The 13,078-nt window shown below is 71.5% G+C and carries 11 protein-coding genes; 5 read left to right on the top strand and 6 right to left on the bottom strand.

Annotation, left to right across the window (positions count from 1 at the left end):
• Positions 1–252 precede the first annotated feature (252 nt).
• On the top strand, positions 253–687 hold the full coding sequence (locus ACFRAC_RS03430; RefSeq protein ID WP_382919993.1) for an SRPBCC family protein: 435 nt from the start codon (positions 253–255) through the stop codon (positions 685–687).
• A gap of 90 nt (positions 688–777) precedes the next feature.
• On the opposite strand, the gene ACFRAC_RS03425 is transcribed toward ACFRAC_RS03430, so the two are convergent.
• Positions 778–1,383 (bottom strand): PadR family transcriptional regulator, encoded by a 606-nt coding sequence (locus tag ACFRAC_RS03425; RefSeq protein ID WP_382919990.1) that lies wholly within the window; start codon positions 1,381–1,383, stop codon positions 778–780.
• A gap of 164 nt (positions 1,384–1,547) precedes the next feature.
• Here ACFRAC_RS03425 and ACFRAC_RS03420 point away from each other — a divergent pair, with 164 nt between their 5' ends.
• A complete protein-coding gene (locus ACFRAC_RS03420) occupies positions 1,548–2,357 on the top strand; it encodes a PhzF family phenazine biosynthesis protein (protein ID WP_382919987.1) in 810 nt (269 codons plus the stop codon).
• Between the two features lie 71 nt (positions 2,358–2,428).
• Here ACFRAC_RS03420 and ACFRAC_RS03415 read toward each other — a convergent pair whose 3' ends face one another.
• Positions 2,429–3,229: a CPBP family intramembrane glutamic endopeptidase gene (locus ACFRAC_RS03415; RefSeq protein WP_382919985.1), complete on the bottom strand. Its 801-nt coding sequence runs from the start codon at positions 3,227–3,229 to the stop codon at positions 2,429–2,431.
• 202 nt (positions 3,230–3,431) lie between these two features.
• On the opposite strand from ACFRAC_RS03415, the gene ACFRAC_RS03410 reads away from it, so the two are divergent.
• On the top strand, positions 3,432–5,204 hold the full coding sequence (locus ACFRAC_RS03410) for a substrate-binding and VWA domain-containing protein (RefSeq protein ID WP_382919982.1): 1,773 nt from the start codon (positions 3,432–3,434) through the stop codon (positions 5,202–5,204).
• 30 nt (positions 5,205–5,234) lie between these two features.
• Here ACFRAC_RS03410 and ACFRAC_RS03405 read toward each other — a convergent pair whose 3' ends face one another.
• Entirely contained in the window at positions 5,235–6,752 is a 1,518-nt protein-coding gene (locus ACFRAC_RS03405; protein WP_382919979.1) for a glutamate-cysteine ligase family protein, read from the bottom strand.
• Between the two features lie 561 nt (positions 6,753–7,313).
• Here ACFRAC_RS03405 and ACFRAC_RS03400 point away from each other — a divergent pair.
• Both ACFRAC_RS03400 and ACFRAC_RS03395 read left to right on the top strand, forming a co-directional pair.
• Entirely contained in the window at positions 7,314–7,916 is a 603-nt protein-coding gene (locus tag ACFRAC_RS03400) for a hypothetical protein (RefSeq protein ID WP_382919977.1), read from the top strand.
• A 326-nt stretch (positions 7,917–8,242) separates the two neighbouring features.
• Positions 8,243–8,449, top strand: a complete 207-nt coding sequence (locus ACFRAC_RS03395) for a DUF5999 family protein (protein ID WP_055622451.1) — start codon at positions 8,243–8,245, stop codon at positions 8,447–8,449.
• Between the two features lie 171 nt (positions 8,450–8,620).
• Here the strand turns inward: ACFRAC_RS03395 and ACFRAC_RS03390 are convergent, their stop codons facing one another.
• The 3 genes from ACFRAC_RS03390 to kdpA are packed head-to-tail and all read right to left on the bottom strand — an operon-like array spanning position 8,621 to position 13,073.
• Complete coding sequence (locus ACFRAC_RS03390) at positions 8,621–9,289, bottom strand: potassium-transporting ATPase subunit C (RefSeq protein WP_382919974.1); 669 nt, start codon at positions 9,287–9,289, stop codon at positions 8,621–8,623.
• Positions 9,290–9,294: 5 nt separating this feature from the next.
• A complete protein-coding gene (gene kdpB / locus ACFRAC_RS03385) occupies positions 9,295–11,412 on the bottom strand; it encodes a potassium-transporting ATPase subunit KdpB (protein WP_382919971.1) in 2,118 nt (705 codons plus the stop codon).
• The gene (gene kdpA, locus ACFRAC_RS03380) at positions 11,409–13,073 is read right to left on the bottom strand and encodes a potassium-transporting ATPase subunit KdpA (protein WP_382919969.1); all 1,665 of its coding nucleotides are present in this window, start codon (positions 13,071–13,073) and stop codon (positions 11,409–11,411) included. The genes kdpB and kdpA overlap by 4 nt, the downstream gene beginning before the upstream one ends.
• Positions 13,074–13,078: the final 5 nt, after the last annotated feature.

Raw genomic sequence — 13,078 nt, 5'->3', positions numbered from 1 at the left:
CCTCGCGCCGAGGCATCCGCGAGGGGAACCATTCCGGCGTCCCACCGGCAGTGGACTTCGGGGACGGAAATCTCCTCCTTGCGGAGGAGATCAGACGGAAGACGGCGATGCGGCGCGCGCCGCCTTGCCGGACGCCGGGTCCCGCCCCCGGCCGCGGCACCCCCTTGGATCTGACGGTTCATCACTATTGAATGTTGCGGACCCCACGGCTACGTTCCGCGACACCCGAGCCCGACACGAAGAGGTGGTCGCATGGCCGAAGTCAGCGCGGAGGCACGCATCGAGGCCCCCGCCGAGAAGGTCTGGGCACAGCTGACGGACTGGTCGTCGTACGGCGAGTGGAACGCGACCCACACGGACTTCCCGGCCGGCGGGCCCCCGGTCCTCGAGGTCGGCGGGACCTTCCAGGAGAACATGAAGCTGATGGGCTTCCCCGCGGAGGTCGAGTGGACCATCGAGGAGCTGGAGCCGGCCCGGACGCTCGCCATCCGCGGCAAGGGACCGATGGCGGTCACGGTGACCACCCGGTACACGCTGACGCCCGAGGCCGGCGGTTCGGTCACGGCCCTGCGGATCGACGGGGAGTTCACGGGCGCGGCGGTGTCCCTGATGGCCGGCAAACTCAGGGACTCGGCGACGGCGGCGCTGAACGAGTCGCTGCGCAGGCTGGCGGGTCTGGTGACCTGAGGGCTCCGGGCCCCTCCGGGCGACGCGAAGCGCCCCGTGGATCGTTCCACGGGGCGCTTGTGGGTCACGGCGGGAAGGCCGCGGTACCGCTCAGTCCTCATCGGCGAGGATCAAATACAGCTTCTTGCGGGCCTCGCCGATGACGGCGAGCGCCTTCTCGCGCTGTTCCTTGGTGCCCGTCTTCCAGACCTGGCCGAAGGCCTCCATCAGACCGAAGCCGGCCTGCCGGATCTCGCCCAGCGCCTCCCAGTCGACCCCACGGGAAGCCTCTTCCCACGGGGCCTCGGGGCCCGCTTCGGCCGCCTCGCGGCCCGCCTCGGTCAGGGAGAACAGCTTCTTGCCGCCCTCGCTCTCACTGACGATCAGACCCTCGTCCTCCAGCAGCTGAAGGGTCGGGTACACCGAGCCGGGGCTGGGCTTCCACGCCCCGCCGCTGCGCTCGGCGATCTCCTGGATCATCTCGTAGCCGTGCATCGGGCGGTCCTTCAGCAGGGCGAGGATCGACGCCCGTACGTCACCGCGCCGCGCCCGCCCCCGGGGCCCGCCCCGGCCCCTCGGCCCCCACGGGCCGGGGCCGAATCCGGGTCCGCCGAAGCCCGGACCGAACGGCCCGAAGGCGCCACGGCGCCCTTCCGAACCACCTCGGCCGCGACCTTCGTGACCACCGTGTCCACGCTCGAATCCATGGGAACGCATCGCCCTCACTCCATCCATCCTTGATCAGTCGCGATACCTCAACGATATATCGGAAAGATTGGAACGACAAGCCCCTTCCGAGCTGCCCGATCGAGCGGACTCCGGTCCAGCGCCCTCGGATTGGCCTTGGCCCCCCGCTCCCGGCACCCCCTACCGTCGGCGGCATGCGGATTCGAATCGTCGACGCCTTCACCGACCGCCCCTTCTCCGGCAACCCGGCGGGGGTCCTGCTGCTCGACGCCTTCCCGGCGGACGCCTGGCTCCAGGACGTGGCCAGGGAGGTCAACCATCCCGAGACGGCGTTCGCGCACCGGCTGCCCGAGGGCGGCGAGGCCGACTGGGCGCTGCGCTGGTTCACGCCCGCCGCCGAGGTGGCCCTGTGCGGCCACGCCACCCTCGCCACGGCCCACGTCCTGCACGGCACCGGGGCCCACGAGGGCCCGGTGCGGTTCGCCACGCGCAGCGGCGTCCTCGTCGCCACGCCCCGCGCGGACGGTTCGATCACGCTCGACTTCCCGACCGCCCCGCTCACCCCGGTGCCGGTGCCCGACGGGCTCGCGGAGGCCCTCGGCGCCGAACCGCTGAGCGCCTTCGACACCGGCCCGTACGTCGGCGACCTGCTCGTCGAACTCGCCGACGAGAAGACGGTCCGCGCCCTGACCCCCGACTTCCGGGCGCTCGGCGCGCACTCCGGGCGCGGCGTCATCGCCACCGCCCGCGCCGAGGACCCCGCCCGGGGTCACGACTTCGTCAGCCGCGGGTTCTTCCCCAACGTCGGCGTCGACGAGGACGCCGTCACCGGCAGCGCCCACACGGCCCTCGCGCCGTTCTGGTCCGAACGCCTCGGCAGCACCGAGCTCACGGGCCTGCAGGCGTCCCACCGCCCCGGTCACGTCCGCGTCGAACTGCGCGGCGACCGCACCCTGCTGAGCGGCCGCGCGGTCACGGTCATCGAGGGCGAGCTCAACGCCTAGGGAACGTCCGCCGGCCACGGCGAAGGGGGCGTACGAGTCGTTCGTACGCCCCCTTCGTCCCGCCCTCCGGATCAGGCCGTCGGCAGCCAGTCCACGCGGCCGGCCAGCAGGGCGTATCCGACGAACGCCCCGATGTCGAGCAGGGCGTGGGCGACGACCAGCGGGCCCACGCGTCCCCAGCGCCGGTAGAGGAGGACGAAGACCACGCCCATCACCATGTTGCCGAGGAAGCCCCCGATGCCCTGGTAGAGGTGGTACGAGCCGCGCAGCACGGAGCCGGCCACCAGGGCGGTGCCGGGCGTCCAGCCCAACTGCCCGAGCCGCCGCAGCAGATACCCGACGACGATGACCTCTTCCAGGACGGCGTTCTGCAGAGCCGAAAGGATCAGCACCGGGTACTTCCACCACACGTCCGGCAGCGCCTCGGGCACCACGGTAAGGTTGAAGCCGAGCTCACGGACGGCGAGGTAGAACGCGATCCCGGTGCTGCCGATCACCGCCGCGACGCCCGCCCCGCGGCCCAGGTCGAACCAGGGCCGGCCGCGGTCGAAGCCGATCGTCCGCATGCTCCGCCCCTCCCGCATGAGGAGGTGGGCGACCAGCGCGACGGGCACCAGCGCGCTGGCGATCCCGAACAGCTGCCAGGCCAGGTCCAGCCACGGACGTCCGGGCGCGGCCGAGGCGTTGAGCGTGGCCGCCTGGTCCTTGAGGCCGCCCGGCTTCGTCACGGACCCGACGAAGCTGATCAGGGCGGACACACCGCTCGCGCCGAGCGAGAGCGCGAGGACGAGCAGTGTCTCGTCACGGAGGATCCGCCGTGCGGGCCGCTCACGCGGAAAGGAATCGGCCAGGGGATCTGCCTCGCCCTGCACACCTGCCTCCAGTTGGCTAATCCCGTCTCATCCTGATCGCCGCCCCGCTAGGGTCTCGAAAAAAGTCACGAGGACCGCGCGGGGCCCGCCGTCGGGGGACGGGGTTCCGTACGGGGCGCACCGCCCGCACCACCCCTCCGCCCGCCCCGCGGCGGAGTGCGGCGCGGGACCGGGCGGGGCGACAGGGAGGGGCACCACCGTCATGGGACGTCACAGCTTGCCCGATCAGTATGGAGCGGGCAGCGGCGACCCCCGTCGGCGCGCCTTCCGGCGCAGGCTGGCCCTGGTGACGGCCGTGGCGCTGACGGTGGCCGGCGGCACGGCCGCCGCGGTCGAGGAGGGCCTGCTGTCCTTCGGCACGTCGTGCCAGGACGACCCGGTGCGGCTGAGGCTGGTGGCCTCCCCCGAGGTGGCCCCCGCGCTGGAGACGGCAGCCGAGCGGGCCCGCCGGGCCGCTCTCACCTCGGACGGGCGGTGCGTGTCCGTGACGGTGACCGCGCGGGAGCCGCACCAGGTCGCCGAGGCGCTGACGGCGGACGAGGACCCCGGCGCCGAGGTGTGGGTGCCGGACTCGCAGGCGTGGGTGCAGCGGCTCACGGCGAACGGCGGCACGGCCGAGGTCTCCACGATCGGCAACGTCGCCACCTCCCCCGTCGGGGTCGCGATGGCCCCGGCCGCCGCGAAGTCTCTGGGGTGGCCGCGCCGGACGTACACCTGGACGGAGCTGGCCGGGGCCACCCTCGGCGGCGGCCCCGTGCGGCTCGGAGCGGCGGATCCGGCGCGCAGCGCGGCCGGGCTGCTCGCCCTGACCCGGGTGAGCGCGGCCGCCGGCGCGAGACGGGGCGGGGACACCCGGGCGGCGGGCCTCATGAAGGCGCTGTCGGAGCGGGTCACGGACGGCGACGGGCAGGTCCTGGAGACCCTGCCGCGCGACACCTCGGACACCGAGTCGGCCAACCCCCGGCGCAACCAGGCGGTGATCCTCAGCGAACAGGCAGCCTTCCGGTACAACGCGGCCACCGAGGACGCCCGCGACCTGGACTTCTTCTACCCGGAGGACGGGGCCCCGCGGCTCGACTACCCGTACGCGCTGCTCGACCAGACCGGGCTGACGACCGACGAGAGCCGGGCGGCGATCCGGTTCATGAGCTATCTCGACGACCCGGAGCAGCAGCGCCTGCTGGAACGTCACGGCTTCCGCACGTCCGACGAGAAGGTGCCCGACGGCTTGGTCGCGCGGGCCGGCGGCAGCGCCTCCCAGCCGTACGCGAAGCCCGTGGACCGGCCGGCCACGGCGGTGGCGCTGCAGGAGACGCTCGGCGTCTGGGAGATCACCGTGCGCAGCGCGCGGATCACCATGGTCGTGGACGCCTCCGCCTCCATGGAGGAGCGGGTGCCGGGGACCGAGCGGTCCCGCATGGACGTCACCAAGGCGTCGCTGCTGCGCGCGCTGGACACCTTCACGGCCGACGACGAGATCGGCCTGTGGGACTTCTCGACCACGCTGGACGGGGCCAAGGACTACCGCGTGCGGGTGCCGGCCGGGCGCCTCGGGGACAGCGAGGGCGACGTCACCCAGCGGGACCGGCTGGAGGCGGCGTTCGGCAAGCTGAAGCCGGTGCCGGACGGCGCGACGGGCCTGTACGACACGACGCTCGCCGCCTACCGGGCGGCGGCCGCCACCTATGCGAAGGGCCGGTTCAACGCCGTGGTCGTCCTCACGGACGGCGTCAACGAGGACCCGGGCAGCGTCTCGCGGGACGGTCTCCTCGCCCGGCTCGAGGAACTCGCCGACCCCAAGCGCCCGCTCCCCCTCATCATGATCGCGGTGGGCCCGGACGCCGACCGCGAGGAGGCCGACCGGATCGCGAAGGCCACCGGGGGCGCGGGTCACGAGGTGACGGACCCGGCCCAGATGGAGACGGCGATCCTCAAGGCGATCGTGAAGGCGGCGTCCCCGGACCGGCGGAGCTGACGGCCGTCCGTACGCTCCGCCGGGCGGCCCTCACCCCGCCGGGACCGGCTCCGGCAGGCCCACCGGCCAGGTGTGCACGGGCTCGCCGAGGTGCATCAGCTCCCGGTAGCGCCGGGTGGTCGCGGCCAGCGCGGCGTCCCGGCCCAGCCCGGACTCCAGCGCCCGGTGGAAGGTGGCCGCCTGCCAGGACGCGCCGTTGGTGCGCCGACGGCAGCGCTCCTCGATGACACCCAGGTAGAAGTCGCGGTCGGCCGGTTCGACACCCCACGCGTCCAGCCCGGCCTCGGCCAGCGGCAGCAGTTCGTCGCGGACGAGGCTGACGGCGTCGATCTCCGCCATGGCGCCGTGCCGCCCTCGGCGCGGCCAGCGCAGCCGGGCGTCGATGCCGTCCTTGCACGCGGCGTCGAAGTTGGCGGCCGCCGCCTCGAAGGGCATCCGGGTCCAGACGGGCCGCGTCTCCTCGGCGAGGGCGCGGACGACACCGTAGTAGAAGGCCGCGTTGGCGATGACGTCCGTGACGGTGGGTCCGGCGGGCAGGACGCGGTTCTCCACGCGCAGGTGCGGTACGCCGTCGGCGACGTCGTAGACGGGCCGGTTCCAGCGGTAGACGGTGCCGTTGTGCAGGACGAGTTCGGAGAGGCTGGGGATGCCGCCGGCGTCCAGGACCTCCAGCGGATTCTCGTCGTCGCAGATCGGCAGCAGGGCCGGGAAGTACCGCAGGTTCTCCTCGAAGAGGTCGTACGCCGAGGTGATCCAGCGCTCCCCGAACCAGGTGCGCGGCCGCACACCCTGCGCCTGGAGCTCGGGCGGGCGGGTGTCGGTGGACTGCTGGAAGAGCGGCGGGCGGGACTCCCGCCACAGCTCGCGCCCGAAGAGGAACGGCGAGTTGGCGCCGACCGCGATCTGTGCGGCGGCGACCGCCTGGGCGGCGTTCCAGACGTCGGCGAAGCGGCCCGGGGTGACCTGCAGGTGCAGCTGCACGGAGGTGCAGGCGGCTTCGGGGGCGATGGACTTCGAGGTGCACGTCAGGCGCTCCACGCCCTCGATGTCGAGGGTGAAGTCCTCGCCGCGGGCCGCCACGATCTGCTCGTTGAGGAGCGCGTAGCGGTCCACCTCGGAGAGGTTGGAGGAGACCAGGTCGTCGCGGTCGAGGGTCGGCAGAATACCGATCATCACGATTCCCGCGTCGACCTCTCCCGCTTTTCGGTCGGCATATGCCAGTGACGTACGGAGTTCCTCGCCCAGCTGGTCGAAAACACGCCCCTCCAGTCGGTGCGGCGCTATGTTGACCTCCAGATTGAACATGGCGAGTTCCGTCTGGAAGTCCCGGCTGGCGATGCGCTCCAGTACCTGTCCGTTCAACATTTTCGGCATACCGTCGGCGCCGGTGAGATTCAACTCGATCTCCAGCCCCAGCAGATTCCTGGGACGGTCGAACCGCCGCTCCTCCAGCAGCCGCTCCAGCCCCGTCAGACACTGCCGCAGCTTGTCACGGTAGTGCTGACGATCGGACAGGTCGAACCGACCTGCCACGACCTTCTCCCCCATCGAAGTGTCCTCTCCTCGGATGGGCGGGCCGACGATCGGCCGCCGGTCTCGCGGGTCAGGTGGGATGATGCCCAGCGAAGGCGATCGATAACGTCCCCGCCCGGGCGTGTGGCCCGCTACTCTGTTCCGATGTGACCGGCGGCACATTCACCGGGCATGCGGCACAGCGCAGTTTCCGCGGGCTCACGAACTCGTGAAAAACGCCGACGACAATTGGCCGACCGCGCCCCGGACGTTTTTCGAGGTCATCACCACACCTCCGGCCGGGAATGGGGATTTTCTCCCGCATATCGCCGACCGAATGCACCCTTGTCGTGTACACCGGGACCGGCTAGATGAAACATCATCTGAACAGTCGTCGTATAAACTGCGCTATCAGGCAGAGGGTCGGCACCCGCGGTCCCCGTACCTGTCGTCCAGGTGACGTACGGCAGGCCCACATCCCCCGCGCTCGTCGGACCCCGGCTCCCCGGCACCTCTGACCTCCCCCCGAGCAGACAGCGCTGTCCGCCCTGCCCCGCCCTCGCGCCATCGTGCCTGTCGAATGAGAGGCGACCCACCATGCAGCTGCATGTTCCCCCGGCTCCCGCGCCCGCACTGCGTTCCGTCCTGACCGCGCTCGGTTCCCCCACCGCCGTCAGCGAGGCCCGAACTCCCTCCCTGCGCGCCGCTCAGGGGCCCGCCACCCCCGAACTCCCGCTGCCGGTGCACGTCCTGGACGAGATCGCCCCGGGAGGCGGGTCCGCGACCCGGCTGACCGGCTGGCGCTTCCTGATCCGGTGCGGCGAACGCGCGGTGGCCGCCGCCGAGACCCGGCTGACCCCCGACGGCTGGACCTTCTCGCACTTCTTCGAGGGCCCTTACGTCACCTCGACCGAGCGCGCGCTGCGACAGGCCGAGACGCTGGCGCAGCCGTACCAGCCGCGGCTGCTGTCGTTCCCCGGCCTCTACATGCTCACCCTGTGGCTGCACGGCGACAGCACCGCCGACGCCGCCTCCGGCCACCCCGACCCCGCGGACGTCCTCATCCCGCTGGCCCCGGCGCCTCCCGGCATCGCCTCCCACGTACCGCACCGGGTGGCCGACCTGCTGCCCGTCCTCACCCTGCGGGCCACCAGGACGCCGCTGCCACCCCTGCCACCCCTGCTCGGCTCGCCGGCCTGACCGGCACAGGCGCGAGGCCCGCGTACCCCGTCACCGCTCCGGGTGGCGGGGTACGCGGCGTTCGCAGGGGCCACCGTGACTAGCCCCATCCGGCCAGGTGAAACCACCCGAAGGGACAGGGCGGTGGGGATGAACCGCCCGCGCGGGTGACGCGTCCTCATCCTGTGAGAAGCGGTGCTGCCAAATCCCTGCGGATTACCGCCCGTAGGGCAACACTGGGTTCCGACCGACTTATACAACGGGGGGCGGCCATGAACGAAGCTTCACGCCGCGAGACAGACACATCAGCCATCTCATCCGTCACGACAGAGCGAAAGATCCCCTCCATGTGCCAGCACCAACCACCGTGCCCCTCAGCCGACTCCGCCGACCGGGAATCCGCCCGACTCGTGGCGCACCACCCGGAGCAGGGCTGGAGCCTGCTGTGCAACGGTGTTCTCCTCTTCGAGGACACCGGTGAACTCCTGCCGGACGGCAAGATCATCGCCCCGCACCGTCCGCTGGGCGCCGGCAAGGTGGTCACCGCCGCGTAGCCGTCCCCGGCCCACACGCCGGACAGGCCCGCGTCACCGGGCGGCGCCCGCCGCACGCCCGGAGTACTCCCAGGGGCCGGTCGCAGACTCCGACTGCGAGCCGGCCCCCACGTGTGTCCGGGCACGCTCACGCACCGTAGCGCCCCGTGTCTCCCGGGCGAACGGCCCGCGTCAGCGCGTGCCGGCCAAGTCCCGCAACGCGACGTTGAGTTCGAGGACGTTGACCCGGGGTTCGCCCATGAATCCGAGCGTACGGCCCTCGGTGTGGGCCTCCACCAGCTTCCGCACCTGCCCCGTGGACAGGCCGTTGCGCTCGGCGACCCGGTGGACCTGGAGATCGGCGTACTGCGGGGAGATGTCCGGGTCCAGGCCCGAACCGGAGGACGTCACCGCGTCCGCGGGGACCTGGGACGGCTTCACCCGGTACCCGGCGGTCGAGTTGTCCCTGACGACGGCGGCCTTGGCCGCCTTCACCCACTGGACGAGTTCCGGGTTGCCGCCGGACCGGTTGGTCGCGCCGGACAGGATCAGGTGATACCGGGTGTTGACGCTGTTGCTGCCCAGGCCGTTCTGCGGGCGGCCCTGGAACCATGCGAGGTCGGGCGCCGGGGTCTCCTGGCCCTTCTTCAGCGGCAGGTTGTACGCCTGGCCGATCAGGGAGGAGCCGACGACCCTGCCGTCCGCCCTGATCTCGGAGCCGTTGGCCTTGCCGGCGAACAGCCCCTGCGCGATGCCGGTGACGGCCAGCGGGTAGACGACACCCGTCACCAGGGTGAGCACGAGGAGGGCGCGCAGCCCCGCCCGGAGCAGACGGGCCGTGTGGGATACGGAGTGGTTCATGTCCTTCAGCCGATTCCGGGGATGAGGGAGAGGAGCAGGTCGATGACCTTGATGCCGAGGAACGGCGCGATCAGGCCGCCCAGGCCGTAGACGGTGAGGTTCCGCCGCAGCAGGCGGTCCGCGCTGACGGGCCGGTAGCGCACGCCCTTCAGCGCCAGCGGCACCAGCGCGACGATGACCAGCGCGTTGAACACGACCGCCGACAGGATCGCGGAGCTGGGCGAGGACAGGCCCATGATGTTGAGCTTGTCCAGCCCCGGGTAGACCGCCGCGAACAGCGCCGGGATGATCGCGAAGTACTTCGCCACGTCGTTGGCGATGGAGAACGTGGTCAGCGCGCCGCGTGTGATGAGGAGCTGCTTGCCGATCTCGACGACCTCGATCAGCTTGGTCGGGTCGGAGTCGAGGTCGACCATGTTGCCGGCCTCCTTGGCGGCCGACGTACCGGTGTTCATCGCCACGCCGACGTCCGCCTGGGCGAGCGCGGGCGCGTCGTTGGTGCCGTCACCGGTCATCGCGACGAGCTTGCCGCCCGCCTGCTCCCGTTTGATCAGCGCCATCTTGTCCTCGGGAGTCGCCTCGGCGAGGAAGTCGTCGACGCCCGCCTCCTCGGCGATCGCCTTCGCGGTCAGCGGGTTGTCGCCGGTGATCATGACGGTTCTGATGCCCATGCGGCGCAGTTCCGCGAAGCGTGCGCGCATGCCGTCCTTGACGACGTCCTTGAGGTGGACGACGCCGAGCACCCGCGCCCCGGCGGCGTCCTCCACCGCGACCAGCAGCGGCGTACCACCGGCCCCGGCGATCCGGTCGGCCAGCTCCCGTGCCTCGCCCGGCACGTCGCCGCCACGTTCGGCGACCCAGGCGATGACGGCCCCGGCGGCACCCTTGCGGATCCTGCGCCCGGGGACGTCCACGCCGGACATCCGGGTCTGCGCGGTGAACGCGACCCACTCGGCGCCGGTCAGCTCGCGCTCGCGCAGTCCGTACCGTTCCTTTGCGAGCACGACCACCGAGCGGCCCTCGGGCGTCTCGTCCGCCAGCGACGACAGCTGGGCGGCGTCCGCCACCTCGGCGGCCGTCACCCCGCTCACCGGCACGAACTCGGCCGCCCTGCGGTTGCCCAGCGTGATGGTGCCGGTCTTGTCGAGCAGCAGCGTGGAGATGTCACCGGCGGCCTCGACGGCCCGCCCGGACAGGGCGAGCACATTGCGCTGCACGAGCCGGTCCATGCCCGCGATGCCGATGGCGGAGAGCAGCGCCCCGATCGTGGTCGGGATCAGGCAGACCAGCAGGGCCACCAGCACGACCATCGACAGATGCGTGCCGGCGTAGTCGGCGAGCGGCGGCAGGGTGGCGCAGGCGAGCAGGAAGACGACGGTCAGCGAGGCCAGCAGGATGTTGAGCGCGATCTCGTTCGGCGTCTTCTGCCGGGCCGCGCCCTCGACCAGGCCGATCATCCGGTCGATGAACGTCTCGCCGGGCCGGGTCGTGATCCGGACGACGATCCGGTCGGAGAGGACCCTCGTCCCCCCGGTGACGGCCGAACGGTCGCCGCCGGACTCCCGGATGACCGGCGCCGATTCACCGGTGATCGCCGACTCGTCGACGGACGCGACGCCTTCCACGACGTCCCCGTCGCCCGGGATGACGTCACCGGCCTCGCACACCACGAGATCGCCGATCCGCAGCTCGGTGCCGGCGACCGTCGTGCCGTCGGCCCGGCGCGCCACCGTGTCCGTCCTGGCCCGGCGCAGGGTGTCGGCCTGTGCCTTGCCCCTGCCCTCGGCGACGGCCTCCGCCAGGTTGGCGAAGACCACCGTCAGCCACAGCCAGGCGCTGATGGTCCAGCCGAACCAGTCGCCGGGGTCGGCGACGGCGAAGGCCGTCGTCAGCACCGAGCCGACCCACACCACGAACATCACGGGTGACTTGACCATGACCCGTGGGTCGAGCTTGCGGAAGGCGTCCGGAAGCGACCTGAGCAACTGCTTCGGGTCGAACATGCCCGCGCCGACGCGTCCTTGGGGCGTCCTGTGCCCGGTCGGCGTGTCCTGGTGGGGCGCGAGCGTGGGCGCGGGAGGGGTAGGGGACATGGCGTCCTGTTTCTGCAGATCGGTGGTCATGACGCCAGCCCCTCGGCGAGCGGCCCGAGAGCGAGGGCCGGGAAGTAGGTCAGGCCGGTGACGACGATGATCGTGCCGGCGAGCAGGCCCGCGTACAGGGGCTTGTCGGTGCGCAGGGTGCCCATGGTGACCGGGACCGGTCGCTGCTCGGCGAGCGAGCCGGCCAGGGCCAGCACGAACACCATCGGCACGAACCGGCCGAGCAGCATGCACAGTCCGAGCGTGGTGTTGAACCACTGCGTGTCCGCGTTCAGACCGGCGAAGGCCGAGCCGTTGTTGTTGGCGGCGGACGTGTAGGCGTACAGGATCTCGGAGAAGCCGTGCGCCCCGCTGTTGGTCATGGAGTGCGCCGGGGTCGGCAGGGCCATCGCGAGGGCCGTGAAGACGAGCACGAGCGAGGGGGTGACGAGGAGGTAGCAGGCCGCCGCCTTGATCTCGCGGGAGCCGATCTTCTTGCCCAGGTACTCGGGGGTGCGGCCGACCATCAGACCGGCGACGAACACCGCGATGACCGCCATGATCAGCATGCCGTACAGGCCGGAGCCCACTCCACCGGGCGCGATCTCGCCCAGCATCATCCCCAGCAGGGCGATGCCGCCGCCGAGTCCGGTGAACGACGAGTGGAAGGAGTCCACGGCACCGGTCGAGGTCAGCGTGGTCGCCACGGCGAAGATCGACGAACCGCCGACGCCGAAGCGCACCTCCTTGCCCTCGTACGCCCCGCCCGCGATGTCGAACGCCGGGCCGTGGTGGCTGAACTCGGTCCCCATCATCAGGGCGGTGAAGCCCAGCCAGATGGTGGCCATCGTGGCGAGGATCGCGTACCCCTGGCGCACCGAGCCGACCATGATGCCGAACGTCCGGGTCAGCGCGAACGGGATGAGGAGGATCAGGAAGATCTCGAAGAGGTTCGAGAACGGCGTCGGGTTCTCGAAGGGGTGCGCGGAGTTGGCGTTGAAGTAGCCGCCACCATTGGTGCCGAGCTCCTTGATGGCCTCCTGCGAGGCCACCGCGCCACCGTTCCACTGCTGGGTGCCGCCCATGAACTGGCCGACCTCGTGGACGCCGGAGAAGTTCTGCAGGACCCCGCAGGCGACGAGCACGAGCGCGCCGACCGTGGCGATCGGGACGAGGACGCGGACGACACCGCGCACCAGGTCGGCCCAGAAGTTGCCCAGTTCACCGGTGCGCGAGCGCGCGAACCCGCGCACCAGCGCCACGGCGACGGCCATGCCGACGGCGGCGGAGACGAAGTTCTGCACGGCCAGGCCGGCGGTCTGCACGACGTGGCCCATGGCCTGCTCGCCGTAGTACGACTGCCAGTTGGTGTTGGTCACGAAGGAGACGGCCGTGTTGAACGCCTGGTCCGGGTCGATGGAGGCGAACCCGAGCGACCCGGGAAGCACGCCCTGCAGGCGCTGGAGCAGGTAGAGGAACAGGACGCCGACGGCGGAGAAGGCGAGGACGCCGCGCAGGTACGCGGTCCAGCGCATCTGCCGGTCGGGGTCGGCACCGATGCACCGGTAGATCCACTTCTCGGCACGCCAGTGCCGGTCCGAGGAGTAGACCCGGGCCATATAGGTGCCGAGCGGTTTGTGGGCGAGCGCCAGGGCTGCGGTGAGGGCCAGCAGCTGGAGGACGCCGGCGGAGACGGGACCCATCTGCG

Origin of the sequence: Streptomyces sp. NPDC056628 (assembly GCF_042792555.1) — a bacterium.
GTDB lineage: Bacteria > Actinomycetota > Actinomycetes > Streptomycetales > Streptomycetaceae > Streptomyces.
The sequence above is the reverse complement of the archived record's forward strand: the minus strand, read 5'-3'. Positions and strand labels throughout refer to the sequence as shown.